The sequence below is a fragment of the Streptomyces sp. AgN23 genome (genome assembly GCF_001598115.1).
In the GTDB taxonomy this organism is placed as follows: Bacteria; Actinomycetota; Actinomycetes; order Streptomycetales; family Streptomycetaceae; genus Streptomyces; species Streptomyces antimycoticus.
On the sequence record NZ_CP007153.1, the window covers coordinates 1,901,257 to 1,914,019 of the forward strand.

At 73.6% G+C, this 12,763-nt stretch carries 17 protein-coding genes and 1 pseudogene; 12 read left to right on the forward strand and 6 right to left on the reverse strand.

Annotated features, from left to right (window positions below; genetic code table 11):
- Nucleotides 1-34 precede the first annotated feature (34 nt).
- Complete coding sequence (locus AS97_RS08405; protein ID WP_086710376.1) at nt 35-910, forward strand: universal stress protein; 876 nt, start codon at nt 35-37, stop codon at nt 908-910.
- Between the two features lie 65 nt (nt 911-975).
- On the opposite strand, the gene AS97_RS08410 is transcribed toward AS97_RS08405, so the two are convergent.
- Together AS97_RS08410 and AS97_RS08415 are read right to left on the reverse strand one after the other, a co-directional pair.
- On the reverse strand, nt 976-1,845 hold the full coding sequence (locus AS97_RS08410) for a universal stress protein (RefSeq protein ID WP_086710373.1): 870 nt from the start codon (nt 1,843-1,845) through the stop codon (nt 976-978).
- A 137-nt stretch (nt 1,846-1,982) separates the two neighbouring features.
- Nucleotides 1,983-2,501 carry a CBS domain-containing protein gene (locus AS97_RS08415; protein ID WP_059148761.1) on the reverse strand — a complete coding sequence of 173 codons (519 nt, stop codon included), beginning with the start codon at nt 2,499-2,501 and terminating at the stop codon, nt 1,983-1,985.
- Between the two features lie 166 nt (nt 2,502-2,667).
- On the opposite strand from AS97_RS08415, the gene AS97_RS08420 reads away from it, so the two are divergent.
- The 9 genes from AS97_RS08420 to AS97_RS08460 are packed head-to-tail and all read left to right on the forward strand — an operon-like array spanning nt 2,668 to nt 10,570.
- Nucleotides 2,668-3,165, forward strand: coding sequence for a hypothetical protein (locus AS97_RS08420; protein WP_059148760.1), 498 nt, complete (start codon nt 2,668-2,670; stop codon nt 3,163-3,165).
- Complete coding sequence (locus AS97_RS08425) at nt 3,165-4,091, forward strand: V-type ATPase subunit (RefSeq protein ID WP_210564637.1); 927 nt, start codon at nt 3,165-3,167, stop codon at nt 4,089-4,091. Before AS97_RS08420 ends, AS97_RS08425 begins: the two co-directional genes overlap by 1 nt.
- Before the next feature lie 4 nt (nt 4,092-4,095).
- The gene (locus AS97_RS08430) at nt 4,096-5,547 is read left to right on the forward strand and encodes a V-type ATPase 116kDa subunit family protein (RefSeq protein ID WP_247204277.1); all 1,452 of its coding nucleotides are present in this window, start codon (nt 4,096-4,098) and stop codon (nt 5,545-5,547) included.
- Nucleotides 5,544-5,963, forward strand: coding sequence for an ATP synthase subunit C (locus AS97_RS08435; RefSeq protein ID WP_125759520.1), 420 nt, complete (start codon nt 5,544-5,546; stop codon nt 5,961-5,963). Before AS97_RS08430 ends, AS97_RS08435 begins: the two co-directional genes overlap by 4 nt.
- 38 nt (nt 5,964-6,001) lie before the next feature.
- Entirely contained in the window at nt 6,002-6,187 is a 186-nt protein-coding gene (locus tag AS97_RS08440; RefSeq protein ID WP_247204278.1) for a hypothetical protein, read from the forward strand.
- On the forward strand, nt 6,184-6,708 hold the full coding sequence (locus AS97_RS08445; RefSeq protein WP_210567457.1) for a hypothetical protein: 525 nt from the start codon (nt 6,184-6,186) through the stop codon (nt 6,706-6,708). The genes AS97_RS08440 and AS97_RS08445 overlap by 4 nt, the downstream gene beginning before the upstream one ends.
- Nucleotides 6,696-8,474 (forward strand): V-type ATP synthase subunit A, encoded by a 1,779-nt coding sequence (locus tag AS97_RS08450; RefSeq protein WP_247204279.1) that lies wholly within the window; start codon nt 6,696-6,698, stop codon nt 8,472-8,474. The genes AS97_RS08445 and AS97_RS08450 overlap by 13 nt, the downstream gene beginning before the upstream one ends.
- A gap of 45 nt (nt 8,475-8,519) precedes the next feature.
- Nucleotides 8,520-9,935 (forward strand): V-type ATP synthase subunit B, encoded by a 1,416-nt coding sequence (locus AS97_RS08455; RefSeq protein ID WP_059148756.1) that lies wholly within the window; start codon nt 8,520-8,522, stop codon nt 9,933-9,935.
- On the forward strand, nt 9,932-10,570 hold the full coding sequence (locus AS97_RS08460) for a V-type ATP synthase subunit D (RefSeq protein WP_210564640.1): 639 nt from the start codon (nt 9,932-9,934) through the stop codon (nt 10,568-10,570). Before AS97_RS08455 ends, AS97_RS08460 begins: the two co-directional genes overlap by 4 nt.
- An 81-nt stretch (nt 10,571-10,651) precedes the next feature.
- On the opposite strand, the gene AS97_RS08465 is transcribed toward AS97_RS08460, so the two are convergent.
- Nucleotides 10,652-10,846, reverse strand: a complete 195-nt coding sequence (locus AS97_RS08465; RefSeq protein WP_247204280.1) for an acyl carrier protein — start codon at nt 10,844-10,846, stop codon at nt 10,652-10,654.
- A gap of 186 nt (nt 10,847-11,032) precedes the next feature.
- Between AS97_RS08465 and AS97_RS08470 the strand changes: the two genes are divergently transcribed.
- Complete coding sequence (locus AS97_RS08470) at nt 11,033-11,233, forward strand: hypothetical protein (RefSeq protein WP_059148754.1); 201 nt, start codon at nt 11,033-11,035, stop codon at nt 11,231-11,233.
- Between the two features lie 125 nt (nt 11,234-11,358).
- A pseudogene (locus AS97_RS08475) lies at nt 11,359-11,518 on the forward strand (universal stress protein); the annotation flags it as partial.
- Nucleotides 11,519-11,569: 51 nt separating this feature from the next.
- On the opposite strand, the gene AS97_RS08480 reads toward AS97_RS08475, so the two are convergent.
- The 3 genes from AS97_RS08480 to AS97_RS47035 form a co-directional block, all read right to left on the reverse strand.
- Entirely contained in the window at nt 11,570-12,076 is a 507-nt protein-coding gene (locus AS97_RS08480) for a DUF6328 family protein (protein WP_086710238.1), read from the reverse strand.
- A 26-nt stretch (nt 12,077-12,102) separates the two neighbouring features.
- Nucleotides 12,103-12,468, reverse strand: a complete 366-nt coding sequence (locus AS97_RS47030) for a hypothetical protein (protein ID WP_247204281.1) — start codon at nt 12,466-12,468, stop codon at nt 12,103-12,105.
- A gap of 61 nt (nt 12,469-12,529) precedes the next feature.
- On the reverse strand, nt 12,530-12,682 hold the full coding sequence (locus AS97_RS47035; protein WP_125760539.1) for a cation-transporting P-type ATPase: 153 nt from the start codon (nt 12,680-12,682) through the stop codon (nt 12,530-12,532).
- Between the last annotated feature and the right edge of the window lie 81 nt (nt 12,683-12,763).

Here is a 12,763-nt window from a genome sequence, read left to right on the forward strand (position 1 = left end):
GACCGGGACAGCCGCAGGAGAGGCGGTGGAAATCATGGATCTCCCGCTGGTGGTGGGTGTCGACGGCTCGGACTCCAGTCTGCGAGCGGTGGACTGGGCCGTGGACGAGGCGGCGCTCCATGGGCTGCCCTTGCGCCTGATCTACGCCTCCCGATGGGAGCACTACGAGGAAGAGCTGGCGTCGTACACGGGCTGCTCGTCAGGGGAAGTGGTCGCGCAGCACATCGTCGCCTCCTGCGTGGAACGCGCCCGGCTCCGGAGTCCGGCGGTGAGGATTTCCGGCGAGGTCCTGTACGACGGCCCCGTGTTGGCACTGCTGCGAGAGGGCCGTGAAGCTTTCGCTCTGGTCACGGGCTCCCGTGGCTGGAGCGAACCCGTGGAGACCCTTTTGGGCTCGGTGAGTCTGGCAGTGGCGGCCCGCGCCGTGTGCCCGGTGATCGTGGTCCGCGGCCCGGAGCAGGACCGGCGTGGGGCCGGTCGGCCGGTGGTGCTCGGGATCGGCCGCCTCGCTCAGGACGCCGCGGCTGTACGGTTCGCCTACCGCGAGGCGCGGGCGCGGGGTGCCGAGCTGCACGCCGTACACGCCTGGCGGCGCCCCGCACAGGCGCAGACGGGTCGGTCACTGCTCATGCACGAGGCGACTCATCTCCTCTACGAGGAACGGGCGACGACCATCCTGGACGAGGCCATGAGCCGGCTCCCGTGCAATGGCGGGGAGACGGTGTGCCGCCGCAAGGTGGTCGAGGGGCCGGCGCACAGGGTCCTCCTGGCGGCGTCGGCAGGGGCCGACCTGCTGGTCGTCGGCGCCCTCCGGACTCCGGGCGACTCCGGTCTGCAGCTCGGCCGGGTCGCCCATGCCGTACTGCACCAGGCCGACTGCCCGGTCGCCGTCGTCCCGCGGCGGGGATGAGCCCACGACGTCGCACCGCGGGCCGCCCGTCCGCCGGTGTGTCCGCACCACGTCGCAATCCGGCCTCAGCCGTGGGGGACGACCGCGACGGGGCACGCCGCGTGGTGGAGCAGGGCATGCGCCACATGGCCGAGGCGCGGGCCGACGGCGGGCCGGTGTGAGTACCGGCCGACGACCACGAGCCCCGCCCCTGCGGCCGATGTCAACAGCACCTCCGCGGCGTTGCCCAGCTCGACGTGCTCGGTCACCGGTACCTGCGGGTACTTCTCCCGCCACAGCAGTACCGCTTCCGCCAGCCGTTTCCGCTCACCTGGTCCGATGCCACCGGCCTCATCGAGGGCCCGCAGATACGCCGGGCCGTACTCGAACACCGGCGGCAGCGCCCAGGCCCGCACGGCGCGCACTCCCGTGCCTCGTGCCGCGGCCGTGGCGAAGGCGAACTCGATCGGTGCGGCCGACCCGGGCGGGTCCTGGATGCCCACCACCACATCTCCCCCGGCTGCCCCATGAGCCTGGCCGCTCCGGTGCCGCACCAGCACGACCGGACGCGTGGCCCGGCCGAGCACCCGCAGCCCAATGGAGCCGAGCAGGAAGCCGGCCATGGCGCCACGGCCCCGCGAACCCAGCACCAGCATCTGAGAGCCCGCGCCGTGAGCCGCCAAGGCCGGGACGGCCGTCTCCGCCACCAGCTCGGAGGAGACCGCCACCTCCGGGTAGCGGGCGGCCAGATCGGCTTCCGCGTCGTCCAGGGTCTTGCGGGCCCACTCCTTGCGGACCTCGGGAGCTTGAGCGGTCCGCGCCGTCTGTGGCGGCAGCATCCAGGCGTGTACCAGACGCAAGGGCGCATGACGCCACCGAGCCTCCCGCGCCGCCCAGTCGGCGGCGTCCAGGCTCTCGGGCGATCCGTCCACGCCTACGGTTATGGGGTGGGTCATGGAGCCTCCTCCGTATCCGCCGCGGTTCACGGCTGCCGAAGGCGCGGGGTCGGGTCAGGTGACCCCGGTGAGGTGATCGACCACATCGTCGACGTCCTCGATCGCCCGGATCGACTCGACCAGTCCGGGGGCTGCTGTCACGTCCGCCCCCTGCCCTCCACGGCCACGACGCCGCCCTCCACTGTCACCTCGATGGCATGCGGGTCGAGATGGTGTTCCTCGCGGAGGATCCGGGACTCGATCGCCTCGCGGATCTCCGGGGCGCCACGGACGGGCGACCGCGGCAGATCCGCCCGGGTCACCACGCCGACGACGTGTTCTGCGGCATCGACCACCGGTATCGCGCTCAGATGTTCGTGCGCGAGCGTACGGGCGACATCGAGGAAGGGCGTATAGCCCGGCGCCGGGACGGCCGGCGCCCTCATCACCTGGCCCACCCGCGGTGCGGTGGCGTGTGCCGGAGTCCGGCGCCTGGCGCGTACGGGTGCGGCCCGCCCCTCTCGTGCCGTCTCTCCCGCGGTGGACGAGGCGGTGGCGACGGCACCGAGGTAACGCCTCAGCATGTCCTGGCGCCGCTCCGCCTCCGGTGTCCGGTGGCGGCCGGGGGCGCCGTGGTGGGCTTCCTCCCCCGCCGCATGACGTTCGAAGTCGCTCATGGCAACCTCCCCATGAGCGCGGCCGGTCACCTATGCCGCCAGTGTCGCACCGATCGGGCGGTCGCGCCGCCGGTCGCACGGCCCCACGGGCGGGCCCGTTCGGCGCGACAGGTAAGCAGCGCGTACGCACACTTGGGGCAGGGGCCTGACCGTGAGGAGGGCGGCAGTGGCCGGATTCCGGGATTTCCTGCTGCGGTTCCGCCCGGTCGGCTCTCCGGGCCGGGCAGCGCCCGGAGGTGTGCCCGCGGACCGCGCCGCCGAGCTCACCGCGGAGCTGGTGCCACCGCTGTCCTTGCTGGAAGAGGCCGAGGCGGAAGCTCGTGGCATCAGGGACGAAGCGGCCCGCACGGCGGCGGAGAGGCGCCGCGTGGCCGAGCGACAGGCCGAGGAGATCGTGGAGCGGGCGACCGCGCGTGCCCGGGACCTACGGGCGCGGACGGCGGCCCGGGTGCGCCATCAGGCCGAGGCAGCGGCCGCGGCGCTGCTCGACGCAGCGGAGCGGGAGGTGTCCGCGGTGCGCTCCCGTGCCGAGGCCCGTATGCCCGCCCTCCTGGACCGGGTGGCACGGCTCGTGGCCGAGGACATCGGGATGCCGTCGGCCCCCGGAGCCGGGGGCCCCGGGACGCCGGGGCACCCCGAGGGGCCGCGGAAAAGGGGCCCGTGATGGGCGCCGGCTGGGTCGCGGGGGTCACGCGTGCCAGGGCCATGCTCTCCCGTGCCCTCGGGAGGGAGAGGGCCGAACAGGTGGCTTCGGCTCCGGGCCTCGATGACGCCGTGCGTAGTCTGAGCGCCACGGCGTACGGCCACGATCTGCTGCCCGGGGCGTGTCTCGCCGATGCCCAGCGGGCGGTCGGAGCGACGCTGCTGTGGAATCTGCGGGTGCTCGCCGGCTGGCAGCCGCCGGCGGGCGCGACCGCCCTCCGCCTGCTCGCCTCCGGCTTCGAGATCGCCAATACCCGGGACCATCTGCGTGCGTTGACGGGCAGCGGGCCGCCCCGGGCTCCGTACCGTCTGGGCACGCTGGCGACCGCCTGGCCGCTGCTGGCCCGTACCCGTTCCCCCCAAGAGCTGCGGGCCTCGCTGGCCGCCTCCGCCTGGGGTGATCCGGGAGCCGCGTCCCCGGCGGCGGTGGCCACCGGCATGCGGGTCTCCGCCGCGGTGCGCACAGGAACTGCCCTGCCGGAGGCCGTGCGCTGGGCGGCGGGCCGCCTGGCGCTGCTGGTCGGCCGTGAGGTGTTCGTCGCCCACCGCCCGATGACGCGGGCCTCCGGGCGACGGGCGGGGCGGCTGCTCGGTGCCGAGGCCATGACGGCGACGTCGTATCAGGACTTCCGGCAGCACCTGCCGACCACCGCACGCTGGGCTGTGAACGGCGTCGAGAGCGCGGGCGACCTGTGGCGAGCGGAGGCACGGTGGTGGTACCGGGTCGAAGACGACGGACGGGAGCTGCTGCACGGGGCCCGGCTGGGCTCCGCACCGGTGGTGGGTGCGGTCGCCGTGCTCTCCGCCGACGCCTGGCGGGTGCGTGGCGCGCTGGAGCTGGCCGCGCGGGGCGGGGGACGGCTGGAGGTCTTCGATGTTCCGGCTTGAGGAGATGACTCCGGTTCGCATGCGGCGGGTGGCGATCGTCGCGCCGCGAGAGGCGATGCGGAGCGCGCTGGTGCGCGTCGCCGAGGCCGGATGCGTCGAAATCGACAGTATCGACAGTATCGACGACGCCGGATCGGTCGGGCCGTCGGCCGCGCCGGGGTCCGCCGTCCGCCGGCTGCGGCACGCGCGCGTCGAGCCGCCGCGCGCCATCCTCAGCGTGGCTCCACCCGATCTCGACTCACTGGAGCGTGCGGGGCGTATGGACCTGCTGGCGGGCGAGGCACAGCTGGAGGAACGCCTCGGCGGCGCGCTGCCGCACGGCGCCGTCGCGGCACTCGCCGGATGGTGTCCCGCCGCGGACGTCCCGGCGACCGCCGAGCGCCTGGCCGGGGCGGGCGCGGCGCTGGTACCCCTGCGCGCGCCACGCGGAGCCGATCCGCCGACGCTGCTCCGCGGTACCGGGGCGGTACGGCGCTCGTTCGCGCCACTGGTGCGCACCTACGGCACCGTGCCCTACGCGGACCTCGACCCGACGATGCCCGCGGGCATCGTCTACGTGGTGATGTTCGGGGTCATGTTCGGGGACGCCGGACACGGGGCGCTGTTGCTCCTCGCCGGGCTCCTGCTGCGCCTCGGGCGCCCCCGCCGGGCCCGACCGCTGCGTCCGCTGTGGCCGTTCATCGCCGGGGCCGGGCTGACCAGCGCCCTGGCCGGTGTGGCGTACGGGGAGTTCTTCGGCCCCACCGGTGTACTGCCGGTGCTCTGGCTCAATCCGCTTCAGGAGCCGATGCGGCTGCTCATCGCCGCCGTCGAGTTCGGCGCCGTGCTGCTCGCCCTGGCCTACGGGGTGGGCATCGTCAACCGCTGGCGGGAGGGCGGGCCGACGGGTGCCCTGTACGCGCTCTCCGGCATCGCCGGAGCGGCGCTCTACTTCGGGCTCGCCGCCATGGGCGGTGCTGCCTCGCTGCACCGCGCGGAATGGGCTTATGCGGGCGCGGCGCTCGCGGGCACGGGTCTCGTCCTGGCGGGCACCGGTCTGTTCGCCGTGACCGGCGGCGGACCGGGAGGCGTCGTCCAAGTCGGCATCCAGCTCTTCGACGGGGTGCTGCGCATCGGGTCGAACGTCGTCTCCTTCGCCCGGCTCGCGGCGTTCGGACTCACGCACGCGGCGCTCGGCGCGATCGTGTGGCAGGGCACCACGGCGCTGGCGGGATGGGGCCCGGCGGGACTGCCCGCGGCCGTGGTGCTCTTCGTCGTCGGGAATGCGCTCGCCTTCGCCCTCGAGGCTCTGGTCGCCGGGGTGCAGGCGCTGCGGCTGGAGTTCTACGAGTTGTTCTCGCGGGTTTTCGAGCCCCAGGGCCGCCCGTTCCACCCCTGGCGGCTGCCCGTGCTGGACGGTGACGGGCCCATGGCCGCTCCGCCGCGAGGGGACCCCCCTGGCAAGGAGACCACATGATCGTTTGGCTCATCGTTCTGCCCGTTGTGGCCGTCGTCCTGGCGGTCGGCCGGGGGCTGCTGCGGCGTTCCGGGCACACCGCCCTGCGGTGGGTGCTCGCCACCAACTCCCTGCTGTTCATGGGTGCGGTGGCGCTGCTCTCGGTGGCGCTCGACCACCGCCCGGCGCAGGCGGCCGCGCCGGCCGCGGCGGCGGCGCAGGGCTCCGGTTCCGCCGCGCTGATCGGTGCGGCGATCTCGGTGGCCGGGGCGTCCATCGGCGCCGCCATCGCCGTGGCCTACACCGGGGCCGCCGCCGTGGCCGCGATCAGCGAGCGTCCGGAACTGTTCGGCCGGGCGATGGTGATCGTCGGGCTGGCCGAGGGCATCGCCATCTACGGACTCGTCGTGGCGATCATCTTGATCGGAAAGTCCTGATCATGGGTCGGGTGGTAGCTGTCGGGGAGTGGACACGAGTGGCCGGATTCGTCCTGGCGGGGGTCACCGTGGTGGCCGCCGAGGAACCGGACGCGGTCCGCGAGGCGTGGCGGGCCCTGCCCCCCGGGGCCGCGCTGGTCATCCTCACTCCCGCCGCGGCGGACGCCCTCGGCCAAGTCCTCGTGGAGAGTACCCGGCCACTCACCGTGGTGATGCCGTCATGAAACCGGCTTCCGACCAGGCGGTGACCGCGCTCGCGCCGGTGCGTGCCGCGTTGCTGCGCACGGCCCGCGGTGAGGCGCAGGGGCTCCTCGAGCGGGCGGACCGGGAGACCGCGGCCCTGCTCGACGAGGCGAGGGCCCAGGCGCGCTCGCTTGTGGAGGAGGCTTCGCGGCAGGGCGAGCGGGACGGCGCGGCCGCCGCCCGTGCCATACGGGCGGACGCCCGCCGCGCGGCCAGGGCCCGTACGCTCACCGTCCGGCGGGAGGCGTACGAAGAGCTACGTCGCCGGGCTTTCGCACGTGGCCGTGGACTGCGGGACGCCGAGACGTATCCGGCCGCCCGGGACCGGCTGCGAGGGCGGGCGTCGCGGTTGCTGGGCCCTGATGCCGAGATCACCGAGGCCCCGGATGGAGGGGTGGTGGGCCGCGCCGCGGGCCGGCGCGCCGAATGCACTCTCGACGGTCTCACCGCACGCGCGCTGGACCGGCTCGGGGCGGAGGCGGAGACGCTGTGGTCGCCGTAAGCGGGTCCGCCGAGGCGTCCGGGCGATCCGGGCACCGAGCCGGCCCGGGAGGTTCCTGCCGCGTTCTGCGGGTCGCCGGGCCACTGGTCGAGCTGGAGTACGTGGGCGGTACCGCGATGTACGACCTGGTCTCCCTCGGTGAGACCGGGATTCCCGGCGAGGTGGTGGCGATCAGCGGCGGAGTGGTGACCGCGCAGTCCTACGAGTACACCGGCGGGCTGGCCCCGGGTGATGTGGCGCGGCCGCAGGGCACCCCGTTGTCCGCGTCGCTCGGCCCCGGACTGCTCGGTGGCGTGTTCGACGGCCTGCTGCGGCCGCTGTCCGGCAGCGGGGACTGGCTCTCGCCGGGGACGGCCCGGGGCGTGGCCGAGGAGCGCGCCTGGCCCTTCGTGCCGGCGGTGAGCGAGGGGGACCGCGTCCAGGAGGGCGGCGTGGTGGGGCGAATCCGGGACGGGGGGCCGGTCCCGTTGCGGGTCCTGGTGCCTCCGGGGGCCGGTGGAGTGGTGGAGCGCGTCGCCTCCGAAGGGGGATACCGCCAGGAGGCGGTGGTCGCCGTCGTGAACGGGACGGAGGTACGGATCGGCACCACATGGCCGGTCCGCCGTCCGCGCCCGGTGCGGACGCGTGGTGGCGAGCGGGAGGCACTCGCCACCGGACAGCGCGTGATCGATCTGCTCTTCCCCGTGGCGCGCGGTGGCACGGTGGCCGTCCCGGGTGGCTTCGGCACCGGGAAGACCATGCTGTTGCAGCAGATCGCCAAGTGGTGCGACGCCGATGTGATCGTCTATGTCGGCTGCGGGGAGCGCGGCAATGAGATGGCGGATGTCATCGCCGAGTTGTCCGCCCTGGAGGACCCGCGCGGCGGGGGGCGGCTGGCCGACCGCACGGTGACCATCGCCAACACCTCCAACATGCCGATGATGGCCCGCGAAGCCAGCATCTACACGGGGGCCACGGTCGCCGAGTACTTCCGCGACATGGACCTCGATGTGGTCGTCATCGCCGATTCCACCTCGCGGTGGGCCGAGGCGTTGCGCGAGTTCGCCTCCCGTACCGGGGCACTGCCCGCTGAAGAGGGCTATCCGGCGGGCCTGGCGTCGGCGATCGCCGCGTTCTACGAGCGTGCGGGGGCGGTGACGACGCTGGGGGGCGGGCAGGGCTCGGTCACCTTGATCGGGGCGGTCTCGCCGCCCGGCGGCGACCTGACCGAGCCGGTCACCGCGCACACCGAACGTTTCGTGCGCTGCCTGTGGACGCTGGACCGCGATCTGGCCTACGCCCGCCACTATCCGGCGCTGTCCTGGGCGGGCTCGTTCTCCCGGGACGCGGCGGCGCTCGCCGCCCGGCACGCGGCGGCGGGCGACCCCGCCTGGTCCGTCCGGCGTGACCGGATCGCCTCGGTGCTCGCGGAGGCCGACCGGCTGGCCGACCTGGTCGACCTGATCGGCATCACGGCCCTGCCCGACCAGGAGCGTGTCAGTGTCCTGGCCGGGCGGCTGGTGCGCGAGGGAGTGCTGCGGCAGAGCGCGCTGTCCGCCCACGACGCGTACTGCGGGCCGGACAAGGCCGCGGCGCTGGCCGAGGCCGTGCTCGCGGTCGTCGACCGCTGCCGGGAACTGGTCGCCTCGGGGCTGCCCGCGGCCACCGTCGAGACGGTGGACTTCGGCCCGGTGCTCCGGGCCGGGGAGGAGGTGGGGCCGCACGACGCCGAAGGGGTGCGGGCGCGGCGGGAGGCGATGCTCACCCGCCTGGGGGACCTCCGGTGACCGGGTGTCTTCCACCGTCCCGCGGCGGGTCGGGGGTGAGCGACCGTGACCGGCTGGAGTGAGGTCGAGTACACGGCCGTGCGGGAGCTGCGCGGTCCGCTCGCCATCGTGGAGGGGGTCTCTGGAGTGGGGTGGGACGAATTCGCCCGGATCACTCTCGACTCGGGCGAGCGCCGCTACGGCCTGGTCCTGGAGGTGGATCGCGAACTCGCCGTGGTGCAGGTGCTGGAGGACACCTCCGGAATGGACCCGGAGGGTGTACGGGTGTCCTTCGCCGGGCAACCGCTGCGGATCCCAGTCGGGCCGGGCTGGCTGGGCAGGGTGTGCAACGGCCGGGGCGAGCCCGTCGACGGCGGTCCGCCGGTCTTCGGTGAGCACAGCGCGGCGGTGGGCGGCACCCCGATCAATCCGGTTCGGCGGGAGCCGCCCTCGGATCCGGTCCTCACCGGGGTCGGCGCCGTCGACGCTCTGACGACGCTGGTGCGCGGGCAGAAGCTGCCGGTGTTCTCCGTGGCCGGGCTCCCCCATCTGGAGCTGGCCGCCCAGATCGCCGCGCAGTCCACCGTCGGCGGCGATCCGTTCAGCGTGGTCTTCGCCGGCATGGGCCTGACCCACCCCGATGCGCGTTTCGTCCGGGACGTCCTCGAAGAGCGTTCGGCCGCCGGGGAACTCGTGCTGCTGCTCAACACCGCCGACGATCCCGTGATCGAGCGGATCCTGACCCCGCGGATCGCGCTGACCGTGGCCGAACACCTCGCCTTCGCCGGCGGACGCCATGTGCTCGTGGTGATGACCGACATGACGGCCTACGCCGAGGCGCTGCGCGAGGTCTCCGCCGCCCGGGGCGAGGTCCCGGCCCGCCGCGCCTACCCCGGCTACCTCTACAGCGACCTGGCCTCGCTCTACGAGCGCTGCGGGCGGATCCGCGGCCGGAAGGGATCGATCACCGTACTGCCGGTCCTCACGATGCCCGCGGGCGACATCACCCACCCGGTCCCCGACCTGACCGGCTACATCACCGAAGGCCAGATCGTGCTCTCCCGCCGCACACATGCCCTGGGCGTGTATCCGCCGATGGACGCCCTCTCCTCGCTGTCCCGGCTGATGCGCAAGGGCGCGGGCCCTGGGCGGACCCGGCCCGATCACCTCGATCTGGCCGCCCAGATGCTGGCCGCCCTCTCCCGGGCACGGCAGGTCCGGGAGCTGGCCGACCTCGTCGGGGAGGCGGCCCTGAGCCCGACCGACCACCGCTACCTCGCCTTCGACGAGGCGTTCCTGCACCATTTCGTGGACCAGCCGCGCGACGAGGCGCGCTCCATGGACCAGACGCTGGACACCGCCTGGCGGGTGCTGCTCGCCCTCCCCCGCAGCCAACTCGCCATGCTTTCCCCCACACTGCTCGACGCGCACGGCGCGCGGGAAGGGACAGCCGACGGCGAGGAACGGGAGTCAGGAGCGTGAGCGCCACGTCCGCCATCCCGCCCTCACGCGCGGCCCGCCTGCGGCTGCGGCACAGCCTGGACGTCGCCTTGCGAGGAGCCGACCTCCTCGAGCAGAAGCTGCGCATCCTGCGAACGCGGCACGAGAGCCTGCTGCGTGCCGAGGAGGCCGGTGCGCGCGCCTGGCGCGACACGGTCCGAGAAGCTGAGACCTGGCTGCTGCGAGGACTTCTCCAGGGCGGCGAACACGCCCTGGCGACGGCGGCGGACGGCGTCGGCCCCACGGAGATCACCTGGCGCGCGGAGACCACGATGGGAGTGCGCCACCCCTGGCACCTCTCGTGCCAGGTCCCCGACCGCTCCCCCGACGCCGCCACTCCCGGGAACACTGCCTTGGTACACGCCGAAGCCGCCTGGCGGGAAGCGCTGCGGGCAGGCGCGGAGTACGCCGTCGCGCGGGCGGCCGCCGGGATCGTCGGGGCCGAGGTGGCGCGCACCCGCCAGCGGGTGCGCGCGCTGAGGCGCCATTGGATCCCCCGTCTGGAGGAGTCGCTCGCCCAGATCGGACTGGCCTTGGAGGAGAGTGAACACGAGGACGCCGTTCGACGCCGGTGGACGACCGGTTCGTCCGACACCGGCAGGACCGGTGGCGGATGACCTCCGCCCGGCCCTGGCCCCGGCTGGTCGGATGCGCCGACCGCCGCGGTGGACGCGAACCCGCGTCAGCCGCCGCCCTTCTCACTCCGGGTGCGAGGTGAGGAACTCGGCGCAGCCGGACAGGGTGGTGAGCCGCGGAGTGTCTTCGTCGTCGATGCGGACGCCCGTGCGCCGGCTGAGTGTCTCGATGAAGCTCAGGAAGTCCAGCGAGTCGAGGTCGAGGGCGTCGCGGAAGGCATCGTCCGGGCGCAGGGCGGCGAGGTCGGCACCCGGCACGACCTGCGCCAGGGATTCCTTGACGACGTCCGTCGCTTCGGTTCCCCCACCCGGCCGAGGAACGCCAGGTCATTCGGCACAAGTCCTTCTGCCTGGCTCGCGAGTCACCCGACGAGGCGGCCTTCGAGCCGGAGACGATGGACTACGGTCCACCTGTTCACCGACATCGGAACCGGCGAGGACAGCGTGCTGTACCGGTCCGGCCCGACCGGCTACCGCCTCGCTCGGGTACACCCCCACCCCCACCTCTCCGGCCTGGTGGCCGTGCCGCTCACCCTCAGCGACCTGCCCGCACCCCGGATGAACGTGGCCAGGGCGAAGCAACGACTGGACCTCGCCGGCTTGCCGTTCGTGTTCTTCGCCGACGACACCACCGGGCGGGGATAGCGCTCGGCTGGGCCGCCGACGCGGCGGACCGGCGCCGTCTGCCGCTGGTCCTCGCGCAGAACCTGCCGACCCCGGGCTACCGGCCGACGGGTGGGCGGCCCTCCTGGGCGGAGTGGAACGAGGCGGTGCAGGTCCTCGCCAAGGCGTCCGAGCACGCCCTCGGCCTGGTCGTGGGCACGCGCGGGCGCGGCGGCTTCACCGGCATGCCGCCGGACTCCGTCAGCCAGGGAGCGGGGCACCACGCGCTGCCCGGTCATCGCTGTTCCGCACGCGCACGATGAGTAGGCCGCCGTTCATCGAGGGGAGGCTCCTCAAGTCCGGGCCCCCTCTGTCTGGCTAGATCCGCCCTCGATCCTTCCGCGGTGAGACAATCGCCCGCCGCACCACCCACGGCAGGATCCGCCACAGCCCCACGCACACCAGCAGCGTCCCCGCACCGGCCGCGACCCCTGTCACACGGCCGAGCGACACGTCCACCACCAGTAGCACCGAGCCGGTGAACGCCAGCATGAGCACCCACATCCCGATCTTGGCCAGGCGCGAGGAGACGCGCACGACGACGGGCTTGGCATGCTGCTGGAACAGCGCCCTGTGCAGCGCGGCGGGTGCTGTGAAGATGGCCGCGGCCAGCATGGCGAGCAGGAGCGTCGTCACGTACGTGACGCGCTGGACCGTGTCCAGCGTCGGAAAGCGCGGAGCGAAGGCCAGCGTCAACAGGAACGCGAAGAGGATCTGCACCCCGGTCTGGGTGACGCGCAGCTCCTGCAACAACTCGGCGAAGTTACGGTCAGCACGCTCCAGGGACGTCTCGTGCCGTGCTTCGTCGGGAGGTCGGTCGGCCATGCTCAACAAGTATCCGCTCCATCCCCTCACGCACGCGAGGCAAGGCGTGCTTCGTGGAGTGACGGCAGGCCGACGGGGTAACGGCGTACCGCGGCGTCACCCCGTCGGACGACGCAGGCGCCCGGCTCGAACAGGCTCATATCCAGCCGTCCCAGTCCGTGTTGGAGTCCCTGGCCCGCGTTCTGCGTCTGGACGACGACCAGCGCGCCTACCTGTACGAACTCGCGGCCAAACGGCACCACGTCGGCCGCCGGTACGGAAGAGTCCACGCCATCGCGTCTCACCCGGGCGGTCGGCGCGCTGAGGGCCGTCAGGGCGGCCACGGCACGTTCCGCCCTGACCTCCTGGACGACGCCGGCCACGGTGTTCACCGTGATGACGAGCGGGATCACCGAGGCGTCGGGCAGGTCTCCGTGGCCAGGGTCAGCACGGCGGCCACGAGCAACACCACGATCAGCGGTCGCGCAACTGCTGCAGCACACGACGCCACACCGGAGTGCGCCGCTCCCGGGCGACGACATCGGAGCCGTACTCCTCCAGCCGCCGCGCCGCCTCCTCCCGCGGCAGACCCGCGGCGAAGCGCTCGGCGGGGCCGGGGGGCGGCATGCCTTCATCGTGTGGCCGATGTTCCCGGATCGCATCCGGCGCCCACCGGACCGGGCGACGGGGGCCGAAGCCGACCGGTTC

Bases quoted from the DNA above. Each gene is read 5' to 3' on its own strand.
- AS97_RS08405 (WP_086710376.1), top strand. From the start codon at position 35: ATGGATCTCCCGCTGGTGGTGGGTGTCGACGGCTCGGACTCCAGTCTG.
- AS97_RS08410 (WP_086710373.1), bottom strand. From the start codon at position 1,845: ATGACCCACCCCATAACCGTAGGCGTGGACGGATCGCCCGAGAGCCTG.
- AS97_RS08415 (WP_059148761.1), bottom strand. From the start codon at position 2,501: ATGAGCGACTTCGAACGTCATGCGGCGGGGGAGGAAGCCCACCACGGC.
- AS97_RS08425 (WP_210564637.1), top strand. From the start codon at position 3,165: ATGGGCGCCGGCTGGGTCGCGGGGGTCACGCGTGCCAGGGCCATGCTC.
- AS97_RS08430 (WP_247204277.1), top strand. From the start codon at position 4,096: ATGACTCCGGTTCGCATGCGGCGGGTGGCGATCGTCGCGCCGCGAGAG.
- AS97_RS08435 (WP_125759520.1), top strand. From the start codon at position 5,544: ATGATCGTTTGGCTCATCGTTCTGCCCGTTGTGGCCGTCGTCCTGGCG.
- AS97_RS08445 (WP_210567457.1), top strand. From the start codon at position 6,184: ATGAAACCGGCTTCCGACCAGGCGGTGACCGCGCTCGCGCCGGTGCGT.
- AS97_RS08480 (WP_086710238.1), bottom strand. From the start codon at position 12,076: ATGGCCGACCGACCTCCCGACGAAGCACGGCACGAGACGTCCCTGGAG.
- AS97_RS47035 (WP_125760539.1), bottom strand. From the start codon at position 12,682: ATGCCGCCCCCCGGCCCCGCCGAGCGCTTCGCCGCGGGTCTGCCGCGG.